Source organism: Streptomyces sp. NPDC053542 (assembly GCF_044544685.1).
Lineage (GTDB): Bacteria > Actinomycetota > Actinomycetes > Streptomycetales > Streptomycetaceae > Streptomyces.
Genome location: NZ_JBITXL010000004.1, coordinates 19,082 through 44,687, shown reverse-complemented (window position 1 = coordinate 44,687; position 25,606 = coordinate 19,082). Strand labels below are relative to the sequence as shown.

The 25,606-nt window shown below is 72.2% G+C and carries 23 protein-coding genes; 11 read left to right on the top strand and 12 right to left on the bottom strand.

All coding sequences use genetic code 11. The features are described from left to right. Positions 1 to 112: 112 nt before the first annotated feature. From ACIGXO_RS11880 to coxB, 3 genes are read right to left on the bottom strand one after another with little or no spacing between them, the layout of a single operon-like run. Positions 113 to 511 (bottom strand): cytochrome c oxidase subunit 4, encoded by a 399-nt coding sequence (locus ACIGXO_RS11880; protein WP_399784021.1) that lies wholly within the window; start codon positions 509 to 511, stop codon positions 113 to 115. Further along, positions 508 to 2,241, bottom strand: coding sequence for a cytochrome c oxidase subunit I (ctaD, locus tag ACIGXO_RS11875; protein ID WP_399784018.1), 1,734 nt, complete (start codon positions 2,239 to 2,241; stop codon positions 508 to 510). Before ctaD ends, ACIGXO_RS11880 begins: the two co-directional genes overlap by 4 nt. Next, positions 2,238 to 3,200: a cytochrome c oxidase subunit II gene (coxB, locus tag ACIGXO_RS11870; protein WP_399784016.1), complete on the bottom strand. Its 963-nt coding sequence runs from the start codon at positions 3,198 to 3,200 to the stop codon at positions 2,238 to 2,240. The genes ctaD and coxB overlap by 4 nt, the downstream gene beginning before the upstream one ends. 349 nt (positions 3,201 to 3,549) lie before the next feature. Between coxB and ACIGXO_RS11865 the strand changes: the two genes are divergently transcribed. Further along, positions 3,550 to 4,944 (top strand): cysteine desulfurase/sulfurtransferase TusA family protein, encoded by a 1,395-nt coding sequence (locus tag ACIGXO_RS11865; RefSeq protein WP_399784014.1) that lies wholly within the window; start codon positions 3,550 to 3,552, stop codon positions 4,942 to 4,944. A gap of 45 nt (positions 4,945 to 4,989) precedes the next feature. Here ACIGXO_RS11865 and ACIGXO_RS11860 read toward each other — a convergent pair whose 3' ends face one another. Continuing rightward, the gene (locus tag ACIGXO_RS11860; protein ID WP_399784011.1) at positions 4,990 to 5,964 is read right to left on the bottom strand and encodes a carbohydrate kinase family protein; all 975 of its coding nucleotides are present in this window, start codon (positions 5,962 to 5,964) and stop codon (positions 4,990 to 4,992) included. A gap of 141 nt (positions 5,965 to 6,105) precedes the next feature. Here ACIGXO_RS11860 and ACIGXO_RS11855 point away from each other — a divergent pair, with 141 nt between their 5' ends. Next, positions 6,106 to 6,339, top strand: coding sequence for a hypothetical protein (locus tag ACIGXO_RS11855; RefSeq protein ID WP_399784008.1), 234 nt, complete (start codon positions 6,106 to 6,108; stop codon positions 6,337 to 6,339). Positions 6,340 to 6,474: 135 nt separating this feature from the next. Further along, positions 6,475 to 8,085, top strand: coding sequence for a hypothetical protein (locus tag ACIGXO_RS11850; protein WP_399784005.1), 1,611 nt, complete (start codon positions 6,475 to 6,477; stop codon positions 8,083 to 8,085). Positions 8,086 to 8,205: 120 nt separating this feature from the next. Here the strand turns inward: ACIGXO_RS11850 and erpA are convergent, their stop codons facing one another. Beyond that, the gene (gene erpA, locus ACIGXO_RS11845; RefSeq protein ID WP_006606077.1) at positions 8,206 to 8,559 is read right to left on the bottom strand and encodes an iron-sulfur cluster insertion protein ErpA; all 354 of its coding nucleotides are present in this window, start codon (positions 8,557 to 8,559) and stop codon (positions 8,206 to 8,208) included. A 311-nt stretch (positions 8,560 to 8,870) separates the two neighbouring features. Between erpA and nadA the strand changes: the two genes are divergently transcribed. After that, positions 8,871 to 10,067, top strand: a complete 1,197-nt coding sequence (gene nadA, locus ACIGXO_RS11840) for a quinolinate synthase NadA (RefSeq protein ID WP_031056742.1) — start codon at positions 8,871 to 8,873, stop codon at positions 10,065 to 10,067. A 112-nt stretch (positions 10,068 to 10,179) separates the two neighbouring features. Here the strand turns inward: nadA and ACIGXO_RS11835 are convergent, their stop codons facing one another. The 5 genes from ACIGXO_RS11835 to ACIGXO_RS11815 form a co-directional block, all read right to left on the bottom strand. Continuing rightward, entirely contained in the window at positions 10,180 to 13,350 is a 3,171-nt protein-coding gene (locus ACIGXO_RS11835; protein ID WP_399784001.1) for an efflux RND transporter permease subunit, read from the bottom strand. Between the two features lie 324 nt (positions 13,351 to 13,674). After that, a complete protein-coding gene (locus tag ACIGXO_RS11830; protein WP_399783998.1) occupies positions 13,675 to 14,352 on the bottom strand; it encodes a response regulator in 678 nt (225 codons plus the stop codon). Then, positions 14,349 to 15,620 carry a sensor histidine kinase gene (locus tag ACIGXO_RS11825; protein ID WP_399783995.1) on the bottom strand — a complete coding sequence of 424 codons (1,272 nt, stop codon included), beginning with the start codon at positions 15,618 to 15,620 and terminating at the stop codon, positions 14,349 to 14,351. Before ACIGXO_RS11825 ends, ACIGXO_RS11830 begins: the two co-directional genes overlap by 4 nt. Before the next feature lie 142 nt (positions 15,621 to 15,762). Beyond that, on the bottom strand, positions 15,763 to 16,041 hold the full coding sequence (locus tag ACIGXO_RS11820) for a hypothetical protein (RefSeq protein WP_399783992.1): 279 nt from the start codon (positions 16,039 to 16,041) through the stop codon (positions 15,763 to 15,765). A 56-nt stretch (positions 16,042 to 16,097) separates the two neighbouring features. After that, positions 16,098 to 16,883, bottom strand: coding sequence for a PspA/IM30 family protein (locus ACIGXO_RS11815; protein ID WP_399785602.1), 786 nt, complete (start codon positions 16,881 to 16,883; stop codon positions 16,098 to 16,100). 280 nt (positions 16,884 to 17,163) lie between these two features. On the opposite strand from ACIGXO_RS11815, the gene ACIGXO_RS11810 reads away from it, so the two are divergent. Both ACIGXO_RS11810 and ACIGXO_RS11805 read left to right on the top strand, forming a co-directional pair. After that, complete coding sequence (locus tag ACIGXO_RS11810; RefSeq protein ID WP_399783989.1) at positions 17,164 to 17,763, top strand: DUF3043 domain-containing protein; 600 nt, start codon at positions 17,164 to 17,166, stop codon at positions 17,761 to 17,763. Positions 17,764 to 17,849: 86 nt separating this feature from the next. After that, positions 17,850 to 18,557 (top strand): class I SAM-dependent methyltransferase, encoded by a 708-nt coding sequence (locus ACIGXO_RS11805; protein WP_399783985.1) that lies wholly within the window; start codon positions 17,850 to 17,852, stop codon positions 18,555 to 18,557. A 70-nt stretch (positions 18,558 to 18,627) separates the two neighbouring features. On the opposite strand, the gene ACIGXO_RS11800 is transcribed toward ACIGXO_RS11805, so the two are convergent. Further along, positions 18,628 to 18,855: a hypothetical protein gene (locus ACIGXO_RS11800; RefSeq protein ID WP_031056718.1), complete on the bottom strand. Its 228-nt coding sequence runs from the start codon at positions 18,853 to 18,855 to the stop codon at positions 18,628 to 18,630. Positions 18,856 to 19,078: 223 nt separating this feature from the next. Here ACIGXO_RS11800 and ACIGXO_RS11795 point away from each other — a divergent pair, with 223 nt between their 5' ends. The 4 genes from ACIGXO_RS11795 to ACIGXO_RS11780 all read left to right on the top strand — a co-directional run bounded on the left by ACIGXO_RS11795 (position 19,079) and on the right by ACIGXO_RS11780 (position 22,865). Then, the gene (locus tag ACIGXO_RS11795) at positions 19,079 to 20,380 is read left to right on the top strand and encodes a bifunctional adenosylcobinamide kinase/adenosylcobinamide-phosphate guanylyltransferase (protein WP_399783981.1); all 1,302 of its coding nucleotides are present in this window, start codon (positions 19,079 to 19,081) and stop codon (positions 20,378 to 20,380) included. A 63-nt stretch (positions 20,381 to 20,443) separates the two neighbouring features. Continuing rightward, entirely contained in the window at positions 20,444 to 20,857 is a 414-nt protein-coding gene (locus ACIGXO_RS11790) for a hypothetical protein (protein ID WP_399783978.1), read from the top strand. A gap of 10 nt (positions 20,858 to 20,867) precedes the next feature. Beyond that, complete coding sequence (locus tag ACIGXO_RS11785; protein WP_399783975.1) at positions 20,868 to 21,932, top strand: nicotinate-nucleotide--dimethylbenzimidazole phosphoribosyltransferase; 1,065 nt, start codon at positions 20,868 to 20,870, stop codon at positions 21,930 to 21,932. A 123-nt stretch (positions 21,933 to 22,055) separates the two neighbouring features. Further along, positions 22,056 to 22,865, top strand: coding sequence for an adenosylcobinamide-GDP ribazoletransferase (locus ACIGXO_RS11780; RefSeq protein WP_399783972.1), 810 nt, complete (start codon positions 22,056 to 22,058; stop codon positions 22,863 to 22,865). Between the two features lie 49 nt (positions 22,866 to 22,914). Here the strand turns inward: ACIGXO_RS11780 and ACIGXO_RS11775 are convergent, their stop codons facing one another. Next, the gene (locus ACIGXO_RS11775) at positions 22,915 to 23,724 is read right to left on the bottom strand and encodes an endo alpha-1,4 polygalactosaminidase (protein WP_399783969.1); all 810 of its coding nucleotides are present in this window, start codon (positions 23,722 to 23,724) and stop codon (positions 22,915 to 22,917) included. A 276-nt stretch (positions 23,725 to 24,000) separates the two neighbouring features. On the opposite strand from ACIGXO_RS11775, the gene ACIGXO_RS11770 reads away from it, so the two are divergent. Beyond that, complete coding sequence (locus ACIGXO_RS11770) at positions 24,001 to 25,527, top strand: leucyl aminopeptidase (protein ID WP_399783967.1); 1,527 nt, start codon at positions 24,001 to 24,003, stop codon at positions 25,525 to 25,527. The last annotated feature ends 79 nt before the right edge of the window (positions 25,528 to 25,606 follow it).

The window sequence follows — 25,606 nt, the reverse complement described above, 5'->3', positions numbered from 1 at the left end:
GGCCCAAAATACGAAGAGGCACGCCGGTACGGCGCGTTCAAGGACTGCAAATGGGTCGGGCCCGGCCACTCCAAGGAGTGACCGGGCCCGACCCGTCCGTTCGAAGCCGCGCTTACTGCGTGCGGTTCTCGCCCCGGTAGTACTCAAACACCCAGCCGAACAGGCCGACGAGGATGATCGGAGCGGAGAAGTACAGCAGCCACCAGCCGAAGATGACGCCCATGAAGGCGAACGCACCGCCGATGCCCAGCGAGAGCGGCTGCCAGCTGTGCGGGCTGAAGAAGCCCACCTCGCCGGCGTCGTCCGCGACGTCCGCGTCCTTGCGGTCCTGCGCGCCCGCGTCGACCCGCCGGGCCGTGAAGGCCAGGTAGTAGCCGATCATGATGCACAGGCCGAACGCCAGGAACAGCGCGGTGGTGCCCGCCGGCTCCTTCGACCAGACGCCGTAGACGATCGCCATGGCGAGGACGAAGACGGAGAGCCAGATGAACATCTTGCCCTGGATCTTCACTTGCCGGCCTCCTTCGTGCCGCCCGTGAGCGCCGCGTCCTGCTGACCGTCGTTCTCGAGCACGTCGAGCGCGGCGATCTCAGGGTGGTGCAGGTCGAACGCCGGGGATTCGGAGCGAATACGCGGCAGGGTGAGGAAGTTGTGCCGCGGCGGCGGGCAGGAGGTCGCCCACTCCAGCGAGCGGCCGAAGCCCCACGGGTCGTCGACCTCGACCTTCTTGCCGTACTTGGCGGTCTTCCAGACGTTGTACATGAACGGCAGGATCGACAGGCCCAGCAGGAAGGAGCTGATGGTCGAGATCGTGTTCAGGGCGGTGAAGCCGTCGGCCGCCAGGTAGTCGGCGTAACGACGGGGCATGCCCTCGGCGCCCAGCCAGTGCTGGACCAGGAAGGTGCCGTGGAAGCCGATGAACAGCGTCCAGAACGTGATCTTGCCCAGCCGCTCGTCCAGCATCTTGCCGGTGAACTTCGGCCACCAGAAGTGGAAGCCGGCGAACATCGCGAAGACGACCGTACCGAAGACGACGTAGTGGAAGTGCGCCACGACGAAGTACGAGTCGGAGATGTGGAAGTCCAGCGGCGGCGAGGCCAGGATGACGCCGGTCAGACCGCCGAAGGTGAAGGTGATCAGGAAGCCGACCGCCCACAGCATCGGGGTCTCGAAGGACAGCGAGCCCTTCCACATCGTGCCGATCCAGTTGAAGAACTTCACACCGGTCGGAACCGCGATGAGGAACGTCATGAAGGAGAAGAACGGCAGCAATACGCCGCCCGTGACGTACATGTGGTGCGCCCACACGGTCACCGACAGACCCGCGATCGAAATGGTCGCCGCAATCAGACCGATGTAACCGAACATCGGCTTGCGCGAGAAGACCGGAATGACCTCGGAAATGATGCCGAAGAATGGCAGCGCGATGATGTACACCTCTGGGTGGCCGAAGAACCAGAAGAGGTGCTGCCAGAGCAGTGCGCCACCATTTGCCGCATCGAACACATGCGCACCGAACTTACGGTCCGCCTCCAGGGCGAACAGCGCGGCGGCCAGCACCGGGAAGGCCAGCAGGACCAGCACACCGGTCAGCAGGACGTTCCAGGTGAAGATCGGCATGCGGAACATCGTCATGCCGGGCGCGCGCATGCAGATGATCGTGGTGATGAAGTTGACCGAACCGAGGATCGTGCCGAAGCCGGAGAAGGCCAGACCCATGATCCACATGTCGGCGCCGACGCCCGGCGAGCGGACCGCGTCCGACAGCGGGGAGTAGGCGAACCAGCCGAAGTCGGCCGCACCCTGCGGGGTGAGGAAACCGGCCACCGCGATCAGCGAACCGAAGAGGTACAGCCAGTAGGCGAACATGTTCAGCCGCGGGAACGCCACGTCGGGCGCGCCGATCTGCAGCGGCATGATCCAGTTCGCGAAGCCGGCGAACAGCGGCGTCGCGAACATCAGCAGCATGATCGTGCCGTGCATCGTGAACGCCTGGTTGAACTGTTCGTTCGACATGATCTGCGTGCCCGGACGGGCCAGCTCGGCGCGCATGAAGAGCGCCATCAGGCCGCCGATGCAGAAGAAGGCGAACGAGGTCACCAGATAGAGCGTGCCGATCGTCTTGTGGTCGGTGGTCGTCAGCCACTTCACCACGACGTTGCCGGGTTGCTTCCTGCGTACGGGCGGTGCTGCCGGAGCCGATGCGGCGGCGGCACCCTGAGGATCGTTGAGGATGCTCACTTGTTCTTGGTCTCCGCGTTCCTGGCGTGGTCGGTCTGCTCGATACCGGCCGGCAGGTAACCGTTCTGGCCCTTCTTCGCCAGGTCCTTCAGGTGCTCCTGATACCGCTCAGGAGACACGACCTTGACGTTGAAGAGCATCCGGGAGTGGTCGACGCCGCAGAGCTCGGCGCACTTGCCCATGAAGGTGCCCTCCTTGTTCGGAGTCACCTCGAAGACATTGGTGTGACCCGGGATGACGTCCTGCTTCATCAGGAACGGCACCACCCAGAAGGAGTGGATGACATCGCGCGAGGTCAGGATGAACTGGACGGTCTCGCCCTTGGGCAGCCACAGCGTGGGGCCGGGGTTGCCGTTCTGCGGGTTCCGCTCGCCCGGCGTGCCCTGGTCGTAGACGCCCTCGGCACCCGCGGGAGCCGACTTCTTCCACTTGTCCGGGATCGCGGAGAGTTCCTTGGAGTTGACCGCCGAGTTCGACTTGTCGCCGTCGACGTCCTCCATGTAATTGAACGCCCAGCTCCACTGGAAGCCCACCACGTTCACGACGTGGTCCGGCTTCTTGGAAGTCTTGAGAAGCTCGTTCTCATCGCGCGCGGTGAAGTAGAACAGCACCGCGATGATGATGAACGGGACGATGGTGTACAACGCCTCGATCGGCATGTTGTACCGGGTCTGTGCGGGGACCTCCACCTTGGTCCGGCTGCGGCGGTGGAAGATCCAGCTCCAGATGATCAGGCCCCACACCAGCACGCCCGTTGCGAGGGCGGCGGCCCAGGAGCCCTGCCAAAGGGAGAGGATCCGCGGCGCCTCGTCCGTGACGGGCGTTGGCATGCCGAGGCGGGGGAAGTCCTTGTATGTGCAACCGGTCGCGGTCGCCAGGACCAGGCCCGCAGCCAGCACCTGCGGCAGCTTCCGCCGCATCGGGCGCCGCGACGAGCGGTCGGAGCCGTTGGGACTCACGTAGCGCCTTCCCGAGAGTCTCGCCCGCAGAAAACCGGCTGCGGCCGTCTCAGCTGGTCGGTCGCCGGCCCGTCACGGGCAGGGGTTTGGATGTTTATGCGGACCAAACCCTACTGGACGCTATTTGGCGTCGCGCGGGGAGGGTGCCCAACGCGGCGCGTCACCCCCCGAAGGGGTGGCCATCCGCTCCCACTGGGCCCCCGTGGCCTCCGGATTCCCCGCTTCCTCCCGGCATCTGACGCCGCGCCCGGCCGTTTCGTTCCGGCGCCCTCCCGGAGTCCTCCCGCCGTCCTCCCGGCGCCCGACGCCGCGCCCGTCCCGCGGGTCCGCACGCGTTAGCGTTTCGACCGTGCCTTACTTCGATGCCGCGTCCTCCGCTCCCCTGCACCCCGTCGCCCGCGAGGCGCTGCACGCCGCGCTCGACGAGGGCTGGGCCGATCCGGCCCGGCTGTACAAGGAGGGGCGGCGCGCCCGGCTGTTGCTGGACGCCGCGCGCGAGGCCGCGGCGGAGGCGGTCGGCTGCCGCCCCGACGAACTGGTCTTCACCCCGTCGGGCACCCGCGCGCTGCACACCGGCGTGGCGGGCGCGCTGGCCGGCCGCCGGCGTGTCGGCAGCCGGCTGGTCCACTCCGCCGTCGAGCACTCCGCCGTGCTGCACGCGGCGGAGACGCACGAGGCCGCGGGCGGCAGCGTGGCGGTGGTGGGCTGCGACCGTACCGGCCGGGTCGACCCGGCGGAGTTCGCCGTCGCGCTCACCCCCGGCACCGCGCTGGCCGCCCTCCAGTCCGCCAACCACGAGGTGGGCACCGAACAGCCGGTGGCCGAGGCGGCGGAGGCGTGCCGCGCGGCGGAGGTGCCGCTGCTGGTGGACGCCGCCCAGTCGCTCGCCTGGGGGCCGGTGCCGGGCCCCTGGTCGCTGCTGGCGGGCAGCGCGCACAAGTGGGGCGGCCCGGCCGGGGTGGGGCTGCTGGCGGTGCGCAAGGGCACCCGCTTCGCGCCCCAGGGACCGGCCGACGAGCGCGAGTCGGGGCGCGCCCCCGGCTTCGAGAACATCCCGGCGGTGGTGGCCGCCGCCGCGTCGCTGCGCGCGGTCCGGGCGGAGGCGGTGGCCGAGGCGGCCCGGCTGCGCGGTCTGGTGGACCGGATCCGGTCCCGGGTGCCGGAGCTGGTGCCGGACGTGGCGGTGGTCGGCGACCCGGAGCGGCGGCTGCCGCACCTGGTGACCTTCTCGTGTCTCTATGTCGACGGGGAGACGCTGCTGCACGCCCTGGACCGGGCGGGGTTCTCCGTCTCCTCCGGCTCCTCGTGCACGTCCAGCACGCTCACCCCCAGCCATGTCCTGAAGGCGATGGGCGTGCTCTCGGAGGGCAACGTCCGGGTGTCGCTGCCGGCCGGGACCTCCGCCGCCGACGTGGACCGCTTCCTGGAGGTGCTCCCGGGCGCGGTCGCCGCCGTACGGGAACAGCTGGGCGCGCCCACGGAGCGGCCCGCGCACGCGCCCGAGGGCACCTCCGGCGAGCTCGTCGTGGACGCGCTCGGCGCCCGCTGCCCGGTCCCGGTGATCGAGCTGGCGAAGGCGATCACGGAGGTCCCGGTCGGCGGCACGGTGACGGTGCTGTCCGACGACGAGGTGGCGGCGCTGGACATCCCGGCGTGGTGCTGGACACAGGGCCAGGAGTACCTGGGGGAGGCCCCGGAGCCCCCGGAGCGCGGCGCCGCGTACGTGGTGCGGCGCCGCGCCTGAGCCGAGCGGCTCGGTTCAGGTACTGCCGTACCCGACCGGAGCGGCTCAGTTCAGGTACTGCTGGATCTCGGCGGCCGCCTCGTGGCCGTACGCCTTGGTGAAGCGGTCCAGGAAGTGGCTGCGGCGCAGCTCGTACTCCTGGGTGCCGACCGTCTCGATGACGAGGGTGGCCAGCATGCAGCCGACCTGCGCGGCGCGCTCCAGGGAGACGCCCCAGGCGAGGCCGGAGAGGAAGCCGGCGCGGAAGGCGTCGCCGACGCCGGTCGGGTCGGCCTTGGCGTTCTCCTCGGGCACGCCGACCTCGATGGCGGGCTCGCCCGTGCGCTCGATGCGGACGCCGCTGGCCCCGAGGGTGGTGACGCGGGTGCCGACCTTGCCGAGGATCTCCTCGTCGGTCCAGCCGGTCTTGGACTCGATGAGGCCCTTCTCGTACTCGTTGGAGAAGAGGTAGGCCGCGCCGTCCATGAGGGTGCGGATGTCCTCGCCGTCCATGCGGGCGATCTGCTGCGAGAAGTCGGCCGCGAAGGGGATGGAGCGGGAGCGGCACTCCTCGGTGTGCCGGATCATCGCCTCCGGGTCGTCGGCACCGATCAGGACCAGGTCCAGGCCGCCCACGCGCTCGGCGACGTGCTGCAGCTCGATGAGGCGGGCCTCGCTCATGGCGCCGGTGTAGAAGGAGCCGATCTGGTTGTGGTCGGCGTCGGTGGTGCACACGAAGCGGGCGGTGTGCAGCACCTCGGAGATCCGTACGGAGGCGGTGTCCACGCCGTGCCGGTCCAGCCAGGCGCGGTACTCACCGAAGTCGTTGCCGGCGGCGCCGACCAGGATCGGCTCGGTGCCGAGCTGGCCCATGCCGAAGCAGATGTTCGCGGCGACGCCACCGCGCCGCACGTCCAGCTGGTCGACGAGGAAGGAGAGGGAGACCGTGTGGAGCTGGTCGGCGACCAGCTGGTCGGCGAAGCGTCCGGGGAAGGTCATCAGATGGTCGGTGGCGATGGAGCCGGTGACTGCGATACGCACGGCGATTCGCTCCTGCGGGGAGGCGGGGGGCGGTGACGGACGTGACCCAACGCTACCCGTTCGGGACCACCCTTCCGACCTGGCGAAACTACCCGATAGTAGGTCTTCTTCCCCGGGGCGAAGGGTGCGTACGGTGCGCGTATGACCCAGCATGTGAAGCGTGTCACAGCAGCTCACCCCGCCGGCCGTCGCCCGGACGGCGGCGAGCACGACTCGATGGAGCAACTGCGCGGCGACTGCGCCCGCATGGCGCCGCACTGGAAGCCGGACGGCCCCCCGGCCGATGCGCTGCGCCCGGCGGCCGAGCTGCGGGGGATCACGGTGCCTCCCGCCTCTGCGAAACTGCTGGAAGGGATGTCCGAGTACGGCGACTGAGTACGGCGATACGATCCTCCACCGCTCTTCCACGGGCCGCGGGCGGAACCGCCCGCGGCCCTGCTCCGTCCAATCGGCGTCCCCCTCACGGAGGATGGCGCATCAGTTGTTCAGCGGAGCCGAAGGAGCGATGCGGTGAGCACCGAGGACACTCCCCCTGCCGACGGCAGCGGGAACCCCACCCAGAACCCCACCGCCCAGGGGCGGCGCGGGCGCAGGCCGCTGGTGGTCGCCTCGATGGCCGCGGCCGTGCTGCTGGCCGGCGGCGGCGCGGCGTACTGGGCGTCGGGCGCTTCCGGCCAGGACGGCGAAGGGGGCGCGGGCGCGGCGGCCGATCCTCCCCCGCTGGCGCTGGAGGGGTACGGCCAGTCCCAGTCCCAGCCCCACAACGGGATCGCGCCGGGCGAGCCGAACCCGCAGGGCGCGGGGTACCGCGCCGTCGGCGAGCTGCCGGACGGCCCGGGCGACGCGCCCGTCTACCGGCCGCAGGGCCCGATCGGCAAGGACGCGGTGGCCCGGCTGGCCAAGGCGCTGGACGTGTCCGGCCAGGTCCGCTCCGAGGGCGGTTCCTGGAAGGTCGGCGGCCAGGACAAGGACTCCCGCGGGCCGGTACTGCAGGTGGCCAAGGCCGGCACCGGCTCGTGGACGTTCGCGCAGTACGGCACGCCGGGCGGGGTGAACTGCGCGCTGCCCGCGACGCCCAAGGGCAAGGCGGCGGACGAGCGGACCGGGCACTCCTCCGACGGGCCCGGCTGCCCCTCGTACCGCGGCCGGGACGCCACGACCGAGGACGACGGCAGCGGCAAGGGCGCGGTCTCCCCGGAGAAGGCGAAGCAGGCGGTGAAGCCGGTGCTCGCGGCGCTGGGCCAGCAGGACGCCAAGCTGAACGCCGGCGGGCTGTCCGGCGCGGTGCGCATCGTCTCCGCGAACCCGGTGATCGGCGGCCTGCCGACGTACGGCTGGCAGAGCGACCTTCAGGTCGGCGCGGACGGCCAGGTGGTCGGCGGCAGCGGCCAGCTCGCGCGGCCGGTCAAGGGCGACACGTATCCCGTGCTGAGCGCGGAGAAGACGCTCGCGCACCTGAACGGCGGGGCGGCCGGCTCCGGCTCGGCCGAGGGCAAGGGCAAGGACGCCGAGTGCGCCACGCCGCTGCCGGACAAGGACGGAAAGGGCGGCGGCAAGGCGGACGGCAAGGGTGTCGCGCCGTGCGAGCCGGCGCCCGGGAAGCCCGCGCCCGCCGAGGTGACCGGTGCCCGGTTCGGCCTGTCGGTGCAGTTCGTGAACGGCAGCCAGGCGCTGGTGCCGTCCTGGATGTACGAGGTGCGGCAGCCCGGTTCGACCAGCGGCAAGGACGCCCGCACCACGGTCGCGCACCCGGCCGTCGACCCGAAGTACGTGGTGGACCGGGACGCCGGGGACGCCGCGACGCAGCGGCCCGCGCACCCGCCGCAGGGCGGCAAGCAGGGCAAGAAGGGCGCGATGGGCCTGGACTCGTACTCGGTGGCGGACGGCGGCAAGAAGCTGACGCTGCACTTCTGGGGCGGGGTGTGCAGCGACTACACCGCGAGCGCCGACCAGTCGGGGACGGCCGTGACCGCGCAGGTCACCGGCAAGGAGAAGAAGCCGGGCGGGGTCTGCATCAAGGTCGCCAAGCAGTTCACCGAGACGGTGACGCTGGATTCCCCGCTGGACGGGCGGGAGGTCATCGACGCCTCCAGTGGCGAGACGGTGCCGCAGACGAAGTAACGGCGGGCCGGAGCCGCCGCTGGGCGGTCATGACGAAGGCGGCGTTCCCTTCCGGGAACGCCGCCTTCGTCTGTGTCTCCGTGTGCCGGAGCCCGTCTCCGTGTGCCGGAGGCCGTCGGCTCAGCTGAAGGAGTCGCCGCAGGCGCAGGAGCCGGTGGCGTTGGGGTTGTCGATCGTGAAGCCCTGCTTCTCGATGGTGTCGACGAAGTCGATGGAGGCACCACCCAGGTACGGGGCGCTCATCCGGTCGGTGACGACCTTCACGCCGTCGAAGTCCTTCACGACGTCGCCGTCGAGCGAGCGCTCGTCGAAGAAGAGCTGGTAGCGCAGGCCGGAGCAGCCACCGGGCTGAACGGCCACCCGCAGCGCGAGGTCGTCCCGGCCTTCCTGCTCCAGCAGGCTCTTGACCTTCGACGCGGCCGCGTCGGACAGGATGATGCCGTCGCTGACGGTGGTCTCGTCCTGAACGCTCATCTACATCTCTCCCGGGTTGTACGGACCCCTTGCCCTCGGCACTAACCGACGGGGCCCCGGATTCATTCCGGGCGGGCTCGAAGTTCTGGCGGAATTCTCCGCCTCTCCTCATGCTCGCACACCCCACCCGTGAGGTCAGTGGCTGTCGGCACACGGCCGGCCGGGTAATGCGTCACATCGACACAATGCCCATCGTCAAACTGACGTGAAGCGGCTATGATAGATAGCGTCATATCGACGAAAAGTTACCCCGGTGCCAGCACCGGCTCCACTGGAGCGGCACTGCCGCACTGATCGATTACGAAGAGAGGGTGCGTGTCGTGACCACCGCCCAGCCCCGTCAGGACCTCGACGTGCAGCCCACGCCGCTCGCGCTGCTGCTCCTCGGCCGCGAGGCCGACCCGAAGAGCGAGCGCGGCGTCGAGTGCCCCGGCGACCTGCCCGCCCCCTCCGACCCCGACCTCGTCGAGCGCGCCCGCGCCGCGAAGGCGAAGCTCGGGGACAAGGTCTTCGTCCTCGGGCACCACTACCAGCGCGACGAGGTGATCGAGTTCGCCGACGTCACCGGCGACTCCTTCAAGCTCGCGCGGGACGCCGCGGCCCGCCCGGACGCGGAGTACATCGTCTTCTGCGGCGTGCACTTCATGGCCGAGTCCGCGGACATCCTCACGGGCGACGACCAGAAGGTCGTCCTCCCGGACCTGGCGGCCGGCTGCTCGATGGCCGACATGGCCAGCGCCGAGCAGGTCGCGGAGTGCTGGGACGTGCTGACCGAGGCGGGCATCGCCGAGCAGGTCGTGCCCGTTTCGTACATGAACTCCTCCGCGGACATCAAGGCGTTCACCGGCAAGCACGGCGGCACGATCTGCACGTCGTCCAACGCCAAGCGGGCGCTGGACTGGGCGTTCGAGCAGGGCGAGAAGGTGCTCTTCCTGCCGGACCAGCACCTGGGCCGCAACACCGCCGTCCGCGACATGGGCATGTCCCTGGACGACTGCGTGGTCTACAACCCGCACAAGCCGAACGGCGGGCTCACCGTCGAGCAGCTGCGCGCCGCGAAGATGATCCTGTGGCGCGGCCACTGCTCGGTGCACGGCCGCTTCTCGCTGGAGTCGGTCGAGGACGTTCGGGCCCGGATACCGGGCGTGAACGTGCTGGTGCACCCGGAGTGCAAGCACGAGGTCGTGGCGGCGGCGGACTACGTCGGCTCGACGGAGTACATCATCAAGGCGCTGGAGGCGGCGCCGGCCGGATCGAAGTGGGCGATCGGTACGGAGCTGAACCTGGTCCGCCGCCTGGCGAACCGTTTCGCTCCGGAGGGCAAGGAGATCGTCTTCCTCGACAAGACGGTCTGCTTCTGCTCGACGATGAACCGCATCGACCTGCCGCACCTGGTCTGGGCCCTGGAGTCCCTGGCGGACGGCAAGGTCGTCAACCGGATCGAGGTCGACAAGGAGACCGAGGACTTCGCGAAGCTCGCCCTCGAACGGATGCTCGCGCTGCCGTAGGACAAGCCCGTCCGGCGATTGAGGACGAGCGGCCGCCAGGCCGCGATACGGCCCGCAGACGAAACACCGGGGCGCCCCACTCCTGAGCGGAGGGGGCGCCTCGGCGCGTTGATCAGACTCCGGCGGGCTCCGGCGAGCGGTCCGTGTCGGACGGGGCATCACCCGCGGGTGTCGGCTTCTTGGCTGCCTTTTTGGCCGCCCTCCGTTCCCGGCGCAGCTCGATCATCGCGTAAAGCGTCGGTACGAGCAGCAGCGTCAGCAGCGTGGAGGTGATCAGGCCGCCGATCACGACGACCGCCAGCGGCTGGGAGATGAAGCCGCCGTCGCCGGTGACCGAGAGGGCCATCGGGAGCAGGGCCATGATCGTGGCGAGGGCCGTCATCAGGATGGGGCGGAGACGGTGCCGGCCGCCTTCGATGACCGCCTCGACGACGCCGTACCCCTGCGCCCGGTACTGGTTGATCAGGTCGATCAGCACGATCGCGTTGGTGACGACGATGCCGATGAGCATCAGCATGCCGATCATCGCGGGGACGCCCATCGGCGTACCGGTCGCGACCAGCAGGCCGATCGCGCCGGTCGCCGCGAACGGGATCGACACCAGCAGGATCAGCGGCTGGACCAGCGAGCGGAAGGTCGCGACCAGCAGCATGAAGACGATCGCGATGGCCGCGAGCATCGCCAGGCCGAGCGAGCTGAACGCCTCGTCCTGGTCCGCGGAGACGCCGCCGATCTCGGCCGTGGCGCCCTTGGGCAGGTCCAGGTCCTTCAGCTCGGACTGCAACTGGGCGGTGACCGCGCCGGTGTTGTCACCGGTCGGCTTGGCCGTGACCGTCGCGGACCGGGCGCCGTCGATGCGGGTCATCTGCACCGGCCCGGCGACGGTCTTCACCTCGGCGATGTCGCCGAGCTTCACCATGCCCGCAGGGCCGGGCAGCGCCAGCTTCTTCAGCTGCGCCTCGGTCGTGGCCGGGTGCGCCGACTTCACGACGACGTCCCGCTCGGCGTCGTCCAGCAGCGCCGTGCCGCTGGTGGTGCCGCGTACCGCCTGGGCGACGGCCTGGCCGAGGGTGGCCTGGGAGTACCCGGCGGCCGCGGCCTTCTCGTTCGCGGTCACGGAGATCCGCGGCACGCTCTGCGCCAGGTCGCTGGTGACGTCGGTGACGTCGTCCAGGCCCGCGACCTTCTTGCGCACCTGCTCGGCGGCGTCCTTCAGTACCTCCGCGTCGGCGGCCTTCACGACCACGCTCAGGTCCTGGTTGCCGAACGCCTGGCCGGCCGAGACGGTGGTGTCGCCGATGGCCGGGCCGAGCTTCTTCAGACCGGCGCGGATGTCCGCCACGACCCGGTCGGACTCGTCGGCGCTGGCCAGCTTGACCTGGTACGACGCCTGGTTGGCGGACGAGCCGCCGCCGAAGGCCGCCATCATGCCCGACGAGCCGACGGTGACCTGGTAGTCCTGCACGCCGTCGGTGTCCGCGAGCACCTTCTCCACCCGCTTCGCCTGCTTGTCGGCGGCGGTCAGGCTGGTGCCGGGCGCCAGCTCCTGCTGGATGGACAGGGTGTCCTGGTCGCCCTGGTCGAAGAAGTTGGTCTTGAGCAGCGGGCCCATGCCGAACGTGCCGATGAGGATGACGACGGCGATGACCAGGCTGGTGATCCGGCGCCGGGTCGCGAAGCGCAGCACCGGTACGTACAGCCGCTGCAGCGCGCTGCGGCTCTCCTTCTCCTCGGCGGCCTTGCGCAGCGCCTCCGGGTCGCCGCCCTCGGCGGCCTTCGGGGCGCGCAGGAACCAGTACGAGAGGACCGGAACCACCGTCAGGGAGACCAGCAGCGAGGCCAGCAGGGCCACGGTGACCGTGATCGAGAAGTCGCCGAAGAGGGCGCCCACCATGCCGCCGACCACGCCGATCGGCAGGAAGACCGCGACGGTGGTGAGGGTGGAGGAGGTGATCGCGCCGGACACCTCGCGGACGCCGGTGAGGATGGCGTGCTTGCGCTCCTCGCCGTAGCCCAGGTGCCGCTTGATGTTCTCCAGTACGACGATGGAGTCGTCCACGACCCGGCCGATGGCGATGGTCAGCGCGCCCAGCGTCAGCATGTTCAGCGACAGGTCGCGGGTCCACAGCACGATCAGCGTGATCACGACGGACAGCGGGATGGAGACCGCGGTCACCAGCGTCGAGCGCAGGCTCAGCAGGAAGACCAGGATCACGATCACGGCCATGACCAGGCCGAGCAGGCCCTCGGTGGTGAGGGACTCGATGGACTTGGAGACCTGCGGGCCCTGGTCGGAGACGACCGTGACGTCCGCGTCCTTGCCGAGGTCCGCGCGGATCTGCGGGAGCTTGTCCTTGACCGCGTCGGAGATGGCGACGGCGCTGCCGTCCTGGTCCATGGTGATCTGGACGGCGAGGCTGGGCTTGCCGTTCGTGCGGGTCAGGGAGGTCGGGGTGGCCGACTCCTGCTTCACGGTGGCGATGTCGCCGATGCGTACCGGCGCGCCGCCCCCGGGCTTGCCCGCGGCGGCTCCGGCCGCCGCCGGGGAGACGGTGAGGTCCTTGATCTGCTGGAGCGAGGTGTAGCCGCTGCCGACCTGGACGGTGCGGCTCTTGCCGTCCTCGGAGAAGGAGCCGGCCGGTACGGAAGCGCCGCCCGCCTCCAGTGCCTGGCCGAGCGCCGCCGGGGTGAGCCCCGCCTTCGCGAGCTTGGCGTCGTCCGGGGTGACGGCCACGACCTGGTCGCGGACGCCGCTCACGGTGACCTGGCCGACACCGTCGATGTCCTTCAGGGACGGGACGACGCTGCGGTCCAGGCGGTCGGCCAGGGCCTGCTGGTCCTGCCCCGCCGAGGAGACGGCCAGCACGGTGGTCGGCAGGTCGTCGGTACCACCGGACACGACCTGCGGGTCGACGTCCTCGGGCAGCTTGGCGCGGGCCCGGTTGACGGCCTGCTGGACGTCGGCGACCAGCTGCTGGGAGTCGTTGCCGTAGTCGAACTCGGCCATCACCACGGCCGAGCCCTCACTGGCGGTGGAGGTGACGCCGGTGATGCCGTCGACCGCCTGGATGCCGTCCTCCAGCGGCTCGACGACCTGCTTCTCGACGACGTCGGGCGAGGCGCCCTGGTACGGCGCCACGACGGACACCATGGGCATATCGATGGACGGCAGCAGCTGCTGCTTCAGCTGTGGGATCGCGATGGCCCCGAAGACGATCGCCACGATCGACATCAGTGCTATCAGGCCCCGTTGTGCGAGGCTGAGTCGGGACAGCCTGAACATGGGTGGGGTCTCTCTCTTTTGTTCTGAACGCTTCCGGCACCGGCCCATGGCGGGCCCGCGTAGAGCCTGCGGCTAAGCCCTGGTCGGATCAGCGAACGTCGTCTGGTGCGTGCTATCGCAAGGCGCCGGAGCGTCCTCGTAGCGGAGCTACTAGGGCGTTTCGGCAACGCAGCGAGAGTGCGTGCCAGGCGGCGGGCGCCCGACCGGGGCTTAGTCGCAGGCTCTTACACGATCCGGTACGGAAAGCGCTCTTTCCCTAGCACCCAGGTCCATTTCCGGGGCCGGGGCGTACCGCGTCCGTAGTACGCCCCGCTCCACCCGCTGCTACACCCGCGGGCGGACGAGCCCCGATTCGTACGCCATGACGACGAGCTGCGCCCGGTCGCGGGCGCCCAGCTTGGCCATCGCACGGTTCACATGCGTCTTGACCGTCAGCGGGCTGACGGTCAGCTGCCCCGCGATCTCGTCGTTGGACAGCCCGCCCGCGACCAGCACCAGCACCTCGCGCTCCCGGCCGGTCAGCGACGCCAGCCGCTCGGCGTCCGGCCCGCCGGCGCCCTCCTCGCCGCTCCCCTGCGCCAGGAACCGCGCGATCAGCCCCTTGGTGGCCACCGGCGAGAGCAGCGCCTCGCCGGCCGCCGCGACGCGGATGGCGCTCAGCAGCTCGTCCGGCTCGGCGCCCTTGCCGAGGAAGCCGCTGGCGCCCGCCCGCAGCGCCTGGATCACGTAGTCGTCGACCTCGAAGGTCGTCAGGATCACCACGCGTACATCAGCCAGCTCCGGGTCCTCGCTGATCATGCGGGTGGCGGCCAGCCCGTCCGTGCCGGGCATCCGGATGTCCATCAGGACCACGTCGGGCGCGGCCGACCGGGCCAGCGCGTACGCCTCGGCGCCGTCCGACGCCTCGCCCACCACCCGCATCCCGGGCTCGGAGTCCACCAGCACCTTGAACGCGCTGCGCAGCAGCGCCTGGTCGTCGGCGAGCAGCACCTTGATCGTCATGTCGTCTCCCCCGTGCGCGCGGTCTGCAGCGGCAGCCGCACCCGTACCTTGAATCCGCCGGCCGGGCGGGGCCCGGTCTCCACCGTGCCGCGCAGCGCCGCGACCCGTTCCCGCATCCCGATCAGGCCGTGGCCGCCGCCGTCCGCGCGCGCTTCGGCGTCCCCGGGGGACCCGGCGGGCCGCCCGCCGCCGTCGTCCAGCACGGTCAGCGTCAGCGCCTCGGCCGACCGGACGATCCGGACCGTGGCCCGGGCGCCCTCCCCCGCGTGCTTGTGCACATTGGTCAGCGCCTCTTGGACGATGCGGTACGCGGTGAGGTCGACCGAGGCGGGCAGGCCCTCGGGGCTGCCGGGCGGCAGCTCCAGCTCGACGGGGAGGCCCGCGCGGACGAACCCGTCGATCAGCTGGTCCAGGACGCCGAGGCCGGGGGCCGGTTCGGTGGGCGCCTGCGGGTCGTCGGACTGGCGCAGCAGGCCGACCGTGGCGCGCAGCTCGTCCAGCGCGGACCGGGACGCCTCCCGGACGTGCGCGAGGGCCTGTTTGGCCTGGTCGGGGCGGCTGTCCATGACGTGCGAGGCGACCCCGGCCTGGACGTTGACCAGCGCGATGTGATGCGCGACGACGTCGTGCAGCTCGCGCGCGATGCGCATGCGTTCCTCGGCGACCCGGCGCCCGGCCTCCTCCTCGCGGGTGCGCTCCGCCCGCTCGGCCCGCTCCTCGATGGCGGCCACGAAGGCGCGGCGGCTGCGGACCGCGTCACCGGCGGCGGCCGCCATGCCCGTCCACGCGAAGATCGCCAGGTTCTCCTGGGCGTACCAGGGCCGGGTACTGGTGAGCATCGCGGCGGCGGTGAGCACCAGGACGGTCAGCGCGCCGATCCGCCAGGTGGTGGGCCGGTCGGTGCGGGCCGCGAGGGTGAAGACGGCGATGACGGAGGCGGCGGCGACCGGGGCGCGCGGCTCGCTGGTGGCGGTCACCAGCTCGGCCACCGTCATGGCGCAGGTGAAGGCGAGGACGCTGCGCGGGTAGCGGCGGCGCAGTACCAGCGCGGCGCAGGCCAGCGCGGCGAAGAGGACGGCCGTCGGCTCCAGCGGGTGGGCGCCGAAGCGGGGCCCGTACCGGCGGTGCGGTCCGGCCGCCGCGCCGATCAGGATCACCGCGAAGACGGCCACCGCCAGGACCGCGTCGAGCACGACGGGATGCGCGCGGAGCCGGGCGAGCAGCGCGGGCCCGGGCAGCGGGCCCTGTCCGGTGGCGAGGGGAGTCACGAGGAGAAACGGTAGCGCCCCGGCCACCGGGCGCGACCCGCCGAGGCGGACCGCGGCCCGGTGGCCAGGGCGCGTACGTGCTGGAAGAAGCGGGCGGTCGCCGTCCCCGGCGTGCGGGGACGGGGCCGCCGGAGCGGGCTGGTCAGCCCGGGATGAGGCCGTCGTCGCTGAGCATCTCGCGGACCTCTTCGAGGGTGGCGTCGGGGCCGGGGAGGATCAGCTCCGAGGGCTCCAGGGAGTCGTCGGGCAGCGGCTCGCCCAGCCTGCGTACGGCGTCGAGCAGCGCGTTCAGCGTCCGCCGGAAGCCGTCCGTGTCGCCGCTCTCCATCTCGGCGAGCAGCTCGTCATCGAGCTTGTTGAGCTCGATGAAGTGGCTGTCCGCCACCTTTACCTGGCCCTCGCCCATGATCCGTACGATCATGACGGTCTCCTCTGGTCCGGTCCGGCGATCCCGACGAGGCTATCCGCGCCCGCCGGTCACTGCTTGTCGAAGCGCGGCTGGTCCTGCTGCGGCGCCTGCTGGGCCTGGCCGCCCTGACCGCCCTCGATCGCCTGCTGCCCGCCGGCGCTGCCGCCCGCCAGCTCGGCCTTCATGCGCTGCAGCTCCAGCTCGACGTCGCCGCCGCCGGAGATCCGGTCCAGCTCGGCCGTGAGGTCGTCCTTGGCCATGCCGGTCGGGTCGTCCAGCGCGCCGGACGCCAGCAGCTCGTCGATGGCCCCGGCCCTGGCCTGCATCTGCGCGGTCCGGTCCTCGGCGCGCTGCACGGCCAGGCCCACGTCGCCCATCTCCTCGGAGATGCCGGAGACGGCCTCGCCGATCCGGGTCTGCGCCTGGGCCGCGGTGTAGGTGGCCTTGATGGTCTCCTTCTTCGTACGGAAGGCGTCCACCTTGGCCTGGAGGCGCTGCGCGGCGAGCGTGAGCTTCTCCTCCTCGCCCTGCAGCGTCTGGTGCTGCGTCTCCAGGTCGGTGACCTGCTGCTGCAGGGCCTGCCGGCGGGAGAGCGCCTCGCGGGCCAGGTCCTCGCGGCCGAGCGCGAGGGCCTTGCGGCCCTGGTCCTCCAGCTTGGCGGACTGGCCCTGCAGCTGGTTCAGCTGGAGCTCCAGGCGCTTGCGGGAGGTCGCGACGTCGGCGACCCCGCGCCGCACCTTCTGGAGCAGCTCCAGCTGCTTCTGGTAGGAGTAGTCGAGGGTCTCGCGCGGATCCTCGGCCCGGTCAAGGGCCTTGTTGGCCTTCGCGCGGAAGATCATCCCCATCCGCTTCATGACACCGTCGCTCATGGGCCTCGAGCGCCCCCTTCTGACCGAGTTTCTTCGGGCTTCGGCTCCAGCACATCTACAGACCCCACAGTACGGGCCCGGGTTCCATTACCGCACTGGTTGAGCCCGGATGTGCTCCTCCTGCAGGACGATCAGGTACATCCCTTTCTCCGGCGCAGGGAGTAGGCGCGGCAAGCAGGCGCGGTACGGGTACCCGGCCTGCCGTTGCCGGATCGTTCCCCTCGGACTCTGGCCCTCCGAGGCCGACCGCGTACCCTTGGGTTTTGTGTTCCGAAGCCGTTCGAAGGATGAGCAGGCCGCGACCGCCAAGGTGACCGCGGACCAGCCCCAGCAGCCACGCGACCCGCAGGCCCCCAAGGGCCGCCCGACGCCGAAGCGCAGTCAGGCGCAGAGTCAGCGCCGTACTCGCGCGCAGTCGGCACCGGCCAACCGCAAGGAGGCCGTCAAGGCCCAGCGGGAGGCCCGCCGCGCCGACATGGCCAGGCAGCGCGAAGCGCTGGCCAAGGGCGACGAGCGGTACCTCCCCGCCCGGGACAAGGGCCCGGTCCGCCGTTTCGCGCGCGACTACGTCGACTCGCGCTGGTGCGTCGCGGAGTTCTTCCTGCCGGTGGCCGTGATCATCCTGGTGCTGACCATGGTCCGGGTGCCGCAGATCCAGAGCATCGCGCTCATCCTGTGGCTGGTCGTCATCCTGCTGATCGTGCTGGACTCGATCGCCATCTGGATCGGCCTGACCAAGCGCCTCAAGGAGAAGTTCCCGAACGAGAACCTCAAGGGCGTCAAGCCCTACGCGCTCATGCGCACCCTCCAGATGCGCCGCCTGCGCCTCCCCAAGCCGCAGGTCAAGCGGGGAGAGCGGCCCTGAGCACGGCTTCCTCCGGCTTTGCCGGAGGGGCCGGCCCCTGGCTCGACGAGCTCGGGGGCATCCGGAACACCGTCCGGCAGGAGCTGGTGGCCCGGCAGCTGGAGGAGCAGATCACCGCGCGCTTTCCGGTGGGCCAGCGGCTCCGCGTCCTGGACGTCGGCCTCGGCCAGGGCACCCAGGCGCTCCGCCTGGCCCGCGCGGGCCACAAGATCACCGGGCTGGAGTCCGACCCGACGATGCTGGCCGCGGTCCGCGCGTCGCTGGCCGGTGAGCCGGCCGGCATACAGGAGCGGGTCCGGCTGATCGAGGGCGACGGCCGGGACACCGGCGCGCACTTCCCCGCCGGCACCTTCGACGTGGTGCTCTGCCACGGCGTCCTGATGTACGTCGACGAGCCCGACCCGATGCTGGCCGGGCTGGCCCGGGTACTGGCACCCGGCGGCCTGCTGTCCGTCCTCGTACGCAACGCCGACGCGCTCGCGCTGCGCCCGGGGCTCTCCGGCGACTGGGACACGGCCATGACCGCGTTCGACTCGCCCCGGTACAAGAACCGGCTCGGCCTCACGGTGCGCGCCGACCGGCTCGCCACGCTCACCGACACCCTCACCGGCATCGGCGCCCCGCTGCACGCCTGGTACGGCGTGCGGCTCTTCACCGACCTCGCGGCCGACGACGCCGTGCCGCCGCCCGTCGAGGAGCTGACCCGGCTGCTGGCCGCCGAGGAACGGGCCGGCCGCACCGATCCGTACCGCGCGGTGGCGGCCCTGCTGCACCTGTGCGGCGTGCGGGGCTGACGCAGGCTCTGAGCACATGAAGGGGCGGCGGGCCCTCGGGCCCGCCGCCCTCACGCGTTCCGGGAGCCGCTCAGCCCTCCGCTGCCTCGCCGCTCTCCTCGGCGTGCAGGCTCATCGGGCCGTACACCTTCACGCCGTCCTCGAACAGGGTCACCTGGTCCACGTCGCGGTCCAGGAGCGTCTTCCACTCCTCGCCGATCCAGGACTCCGCGTCCCCCTGCGTCGAGAAGTCCTCGGGCGCCTCCCCCGCGGGGGCCTCCGTACCGTCGGCCTTCTCGAACCGCCACGTCCACGCCATGTCCGCCTCCTGGTCCCACCGGGTACGTGCTTGCTCGTGCTGGTGCCGTGCTGGTGCCGGGCAGTGGTCGTGCCCTGGGCCGCCGCTCAGGTGTTATGCCCTGTGCCGCGGCCCGGGTGACATGTCCCGTGCGAGTGGTTCGCCACACTGATCAGCAGCCTAACGGCCGTGTCGAGACGTCCCCCCGCGCGCCCGCGAGCCGGGGACAGGAGAAAATCGGCGGGTGGAACTGACACTGCTCGGCACCGGGGCCCCCGAGGGCCTGCCCCGCCCCGGCTGCCCCTGCGCCTCCTGTGCCGCCGCCACGGGCGACGCGGCGCGGGCGGCCACCGCACTGCTCCTGGACGGCGCGCTGCTCCTCGACCTGACCCCGGGGGCCGCCTTCGCCGCGGCCCGCGCCGGACAGTCGCTCACCAACGTGCGCCAAGTGCTCCTGACGCACCCGCACGAGGGACCCGCCGTCGAGGTCCCCACCGGGGTACCGCAGCCGGGCCGGGTCGCGGACGGGCGGGAGCTGGCGCTGCTGGACGGGCACCGGGTACGCGCGGTGGCGGTGGACGTGCCGGGCACCGGCTACGAGATCGGCGGCACCTACGGCGAGCGGCTGCTGTACCTGCCGCCGGGCGCCGCGCCCGCCGGTGCCGCCGAGGGCAAGGGGCCGTACGAGATGGTCGTACTGGACGTCCTGGGGCGCCCCGACGCGCTGGCCCGGTTGCGGGCGAACGGCGCGGTGGACGCGGCGACCGACGTGATCGCGGTGCACATCGACCACGACACGCCGCCCGGCGAGGAGCTGCACCGGCGGCTCGCCGCGGTGGGCGCGCGTGCCGTGCCGGACGGCACGTCGCTGCTGGTCGGCGAGTACCACGCGGTGCCCGACCTGCCGCGCAGGACGCTGGTGCTGGGCGGCGCGCGCAGCGGCAAGTCCGTCGAGGCCGAGCGCCGGCTCACCGCCTTCCCCGACGTGCTGTACGTCGCGACCGGCGGGCTGCGGGACGGTGACGCGGAGTGGGCGGCGCGGGTCAGCGCGCACCGCGAGCGCCGCCCGTCCTCCTGGCGCACCGCCGAGACCTGCGACCTGGTACCGCTGCTGGCGGGCGAGGAGGAGGGCGGCTCCGGCTCCGGCTCCGGCTCCGGCTCCGGCTCCGGCTCCGGTTCCGGTTCCGGCTCCGGTTCCGGCTCCGGCTCCGCGGAGAAGGCCGCCGACTCCCCGCTGCTGATCGACTGCCTGTCGCTCTGGCTCACCCACGCCATGGACGAGGTGGGCGCCTGGGACGACGAGACCTGGGCGAACGGCGGCGAACGGGCGCTGCACGCGCGGGTGGACGAGCTTGTGGCCGCGGTGCGCGCCACCCGCAGGCCGCTCGTCGCGGTCAGCAACGAGGTCGGCTCCGGAGTGGTCCCCGCGACCCCGGCGGGCCGCCGCTTCCGGGACGAACTGGGGCGCCTGAACGCCGCGTTCGCCGCCGAGTGCGAGCACGTGCTGCTGGTCGTCGCGGGGCAGGCCATTACGCTGCGCGGGTGACGCGCGCGGGCGGCGGCCCGTGTCCCGCTTGCCGGACGGCCTTCCGTACCGTCACCTGACGGCATGGAACCGTTCGACGAGGCGGTGCGCCGCTATCTGCGGGACCGTCCGCAGGCCACGGTCGTGGCGCTCGGCGAGGGCCTGGGCACCGGATTCTGGCGGGTGGACAACGGGCAGCTGCGCTGGCTGACCGTCGAGGAGCCGGCGACCGCCGCGCTGCGCCGGATGCTGCTGCCGGACGGCCCCCGGTGGCGCACCCTCACCGGCCGGGCCACCGGGCCCCATTGGCCGGCCGCCGTCGCCCGCCCCGCGCTCGGCGTCCTGGTCCTCGTCTTCGGGCCGCCGCCCGCCGCCGGGGCGCTGCGCGAGCTGCGGGCCCTGTGCGCACGGCGGCTGCCGGGCGCGGCGCTGCTGCTGGAGGCCCCGCTCCGGCGGTGGTACCGGCCGTCCGCGCACCGGGGGCGGCGTTGCCGGTAACCTGCGCCGAATGAGCGCCCTGAACCTCGATGACTTCGCGAACCTGATCGAGCGCCCCGACGGCGGCCTGCGCCGGGACGCCGAGGAGCGGCGGGAGCGCCGCCTCGTGCGCCCCGCCGCGCTGGGCCGCCTCGACGAGCTGGGCGACTGGCTGGCCGCCGTGCAGCGGCAGGTTCCGGTCCGGCCCCTCGACCGGGTCCGTACGGTGCTGTTCGCGGGCGATCACGGGGTGGCCGAGCTGGGCGTCTCGGGCCGTCCCCCGGGCAGCGCGGTGGAGCTGGTGCGCGGGGTGCTGGACGGGACGAGCCCGGCGGCGGTGCTGGCGCGGCGGTTCGACGCCCCGCCGCGCGTGGTCGACATGGCCCTGGACTGCGACCCCGGCGAGCTGCCCGAGGACGTCACCCGGCACCGCGTGCGGCGCGGCTCGGGCCGGATCGACATCGAGGACGCGCTGACCGCCGAGGAGGCCGAGCAGGCGTTCCGCGCGGGCATGGCCATCGCCGACGAGGAGGCGGACGCCGGTACGGACCTGGTCGTGCTCGGCGACCTGAGCGTGGGCGGCACCACGGCGGCCGGCGCCCTGATCGCCGCGCTGTGCGGCACCGACGCCTCGGTGGTCACCGGGCGCGGCGGCGCCGGCATCGACGACCTGGCCTGGATGCGCAAGTGCGCGGCGATCCGGGACGCGCTGCGCCGGGCCCGCCCGGTACTGGGCGACCAGCTCGCGCTGCTGGCCGCGACCGCGGGCGCCGATCTGACCGCGGCCACCGGCTTCCTGCTGCAGAGCGCGGTCCGCCGGACGCCGGTGATCCTGGACGGCGTGGTCTCCGCCGCCTGCGCGCTGGTGGCGCAGCGGATCGCGTTCCGCGCACCGGACTGGTGGGTGGCCGGCCAGTCCAGCGGCGAACCGGCCCAGGCCAAGGCCCTGGACCGCATCGCCCTCACCCCCCTCCTCGACCACGGCGTCACAGCCGGCGAGGGCACGGGCGCGCTCCTGGCCCTCCCCCTGGTCCAGGCGGCAGCATCGCTGGCGGCAGAACTCCCGGTACGCCCCGAGGAGTCCACAGGGGAGTGAACCGGGCCCCGTAAGGGGCGCGGGGAACTGCGCGCCCAGCCAAGACGGCGCCGCGCTCGGCAATGCTGCCCGAGGGGGCACCCCAGACTCCGCCCCGGCGCACCCGCCACGTACCCTGCCGCGGTGAGCGACACCCCCACCGGCCCCCCGACCACCCCAGACGCCCTGCGCTTCGCCTTCGGCACCCTGACCGTGCTGCCCGTACGGCTGACCCGCTGGGACCGCGAAACGGCCCGCCGCGGCATGCTCTGCGCCCCCCTGGCCGGCCTGGTCGTAGGACTCTGTGCGGCAGCACTCGGCACGGCACTGCTCCTGCTCGGCGGCGGCCCGCTGCTGGCGGCCGTCGCCACCGTCGCGGTACCCGCCGCGCTCACCCGCGGCCTGCATCTGGACGGGCTCGCGGACACCGCCGACGGCCTGGGCAGCGGCAAGCCGGCGGACGACGCGCTGCGCATCATGAAGCAGTCCGACATCGGCCCGTTCGGCGTGATCGTGCTCCTCCTGGCGCTGCTCGCCCAGGTCGCGGCGCTCCACGAGCTGTACGCGGCGGGCTGGGCGGCCGGCGCGGCGGCGGCCGTGGCGGGCGCGGTCACCGCCCGCCTCGCCCTCACCCTCGCCTCCCGGACGGGCGTACCGGCGGCCCGCCCGGAGGGCCTGGGCGCCGCGGTGGCGGGCACGGTGCCCGTGGGCCGGGCGGCGGTCGCCGTACTCGCCGCCCTGGCCGTACTGGCCGGCCTCGGGGCGTACGCAGGCGCGGACGGCGGCGCGTACGGCGCCCTGCACACGGCCGTCGCGGTCCTCCTCGGTCTCGCCGCCGGCGAGGCACTGCTGCGGCACTGCGTACGGCGCTTCGGCGGCGTGACGGGCGACGTCTTCGGCGGGCTGGCGGAGACGGCCGGGCTCGCGGCCGTCGTGGTGCTGACCCTCGGCTGACGCCCCCGCTCACCGGCTCACCGAGTCACCGGCTCAGCGGCTCACCGGCTCAGCAGGTCTGCCGCCAGGCCGTCAGGTCCATGTCCTTGCGCAGCGAACTGAGCTTCAGCTTCCGGGACGTCGCGCAGAAACGCTCCGGCGGCAGCTCGTACTCCACGTGGAAGACGGCCTTGCCCGCGCGGACGAACGGCGTGAGCCGCTCGCACTCGTCGTACTGCGCGCACTGCTCGTTCACCGCGAAGTCGAAGTCGTCCACCAGCCGCGGGATCTGGCCGAGGTCGTTCTTCAGGCCGACCGCCATGCCGCGCTCGTGCGCGAGGCGGGCCACCATGCGGTTGAACCTCAGCTGGTGGGCGGCGGTCAGCGGGAAGCCGGAGCGGTTCGCGTAGCCGTCGACGTTGTCCGGCTCGATGGCGTCGAACCCCTTGTCGCGGCACATGTCGAACCGCTTCGCCAGCAGCGGCTCCAGCACGTCCAGCCGCCGGATGTCCAGCCACCGCTCGCCCTCCCAGCCGTTGGACCGGCCGATGACGGAGCGCGGGAAGTCACCGGCGTCCGGGCGCCAGTCCTCCCAGGCGCCGACGCTGAGGTAACAGATCACCTTGCGGCCGCGGCGGTGCAGGTCGGCGACGGTGGCCGCGCCGTGGTCGAAGCCCTCGATGTCGTAGACCGGCGCGTCGACGCTCCGGTCGAGGCGGCCGCTCAGCTGCCACTGCCAGTCCGTACCGGGCTCCGGCTGCCAGCGCTCCGCCGTCGGCCGCCCGCCCGCGCGGCGGTCGAGGAGCGGCGGCGAGCAGGCGGTGATGAGGGCCAGCAGTACCGCCAGCAGGGCGGGCAGCAGCAGCGTCGGTCTGTCCACGGGGGGTTGTTTCACTCCGCGTAGCGTACGGGCCCCAGCGACGCGCACCGTCAGCGCCATCCGCGCAAGCCGGAGAAGACCGCCATAGCATCCCTTACTCGGCCAAGTGCCGGGAAAACCAAGGGGGTTCGCCTCATACGGCGGCAATTCGACCGGTCAGCCCGGGGAACCGGTATGGCATCGGGCAGGACCGGGCAGGGCACCCGAGCGTAGGCTCGGCGCCAGCAGCGCCACGAGCGCTCATGGATCCCCGGACGGAACAGGACCTTCAATACCGTGACTGCACTGACCCTCAGTACTTCATCCGCCGCCACGCTGCGCGCGGACGCCGTTGTCGTCGGCCTCGCCAAGGGCGCCAAGGGCCCCGTCGTGGCGCCCGGTGCCGAGGCCGTGGAGACGGCCTTCGACGGCAAGCTGGCCGACGTCCTGGAGACCCTGGGCGCGAGCGGGGCCGAGGGCGAGGTGACCAAGGTCCCGGGCGGTTCCGGGCTCAAGGCGCCGGTCGTGCTGGCGGTCGGCCTGGGCGAGGCCCCGGCCGAGGGCGAGGGTTACGACAACGAGGCGCTGCGCCGCGCCGCCGGTGCCGCCGCGCGTGCGCTGACCGGCACGAAGAAGGCCGCCTTCGCGCTGCCCGTCGCGGACGCCGACGCGGTCGCCGCGGTCTCCGAGGGCGCGCTGCTCGGCGCGTACAGCTTCACCGCCTACCGCAGCAACAACGGCGACAAGAAGGGCGCGGACAAGTCCGCGCCGCTGGCCGACGTCGCCGTCCTGGGTGCCAAGCCGCGCGACAAGGCCCACAAGGCCGCCGCCGAGCGTGCGCAGGCGCTGGCCGCGGAGATCAACCGCGCCCGTGACCTGATCAACACCCCCTCCAACGGCCTCACCCCCAAGACCTTCGCCGCCGAGGCGCAGGCCGCGGGCAAGGAGTACGGCCTCAAGGTCGAGGTGCTGGACGAGAAGGCGCTCAAGAAGGGCGGCTACGGCGGCCTCATGGGCGTCGGCCAGGGCTCGGAGAACCCGCCCCGGCTGGTGAAGATCAGCCACACCCACGCCAAGGCCAAGAAGCACCTGGCGCTGGTCGGCAAGGGCATCACCTACGACTCGGGCGGCATCTCCCTGAAGCCGGCCGGCCACAACGAGACGATGAAGTGCGACATGAGCGGCGCCGCCGCCGTCTTCGCCGCCGTCGTCACGGCCGCCCGCCTGGACCTCCCGGTCAACGTCACCGGCTGGCTCGCGCTCGCCGAGAACATGCCCTCGGGCTCGGCCACCCGCCCCGGCGACGTGCTGACCATGTACAGCGGCAAGACCGTCGAGGTGCTGAACACCGACGCCGAGGGCCGCCTCGTCCTCGCCGACGCGATCACCCGCGCCTCCGAGGAGACCCCGGACGCGATCGTCGACGTCGCGACGCTGACCGGCGCGATGGTGCTGGCGCTGGGCAACCGCACCTTCGGCATCATGGCCAACGACGACGCCTTCCGCACCTCGGTCCACGAGATCGCGACCGAGGTCGGCGAGCAGTCCTGGCCCATGCCGATGCCCGCCGAGCTGCGCAAGGGCATGGACTCCCCGGTCGCCGACATCGCGAACATGGGCGAGCGGATGGGCGGCGGCCTGGTCGCCGGTCTCTTCCTCCAGGAGTTCGTCGGCGAGGGCATCACCTGGGCACACCTGGACATCGCGGGCCCGGCCTTCCACGAGGGCGCGCCCTACGGCTACACCCCCAAGGGCGGCACCGGCTCCGCGGTCCGCACCCTGGTCCGGCTGGCCGAGCGCACCGCCGCCGGCGACCTGCTCTGAGAGCCCGTTCCCCGCTCTGACCTGCTGCGGACGCAGCGCACCGACACGGCCCCGGGCTCGCGCGCGGGGCCGTTCGTGC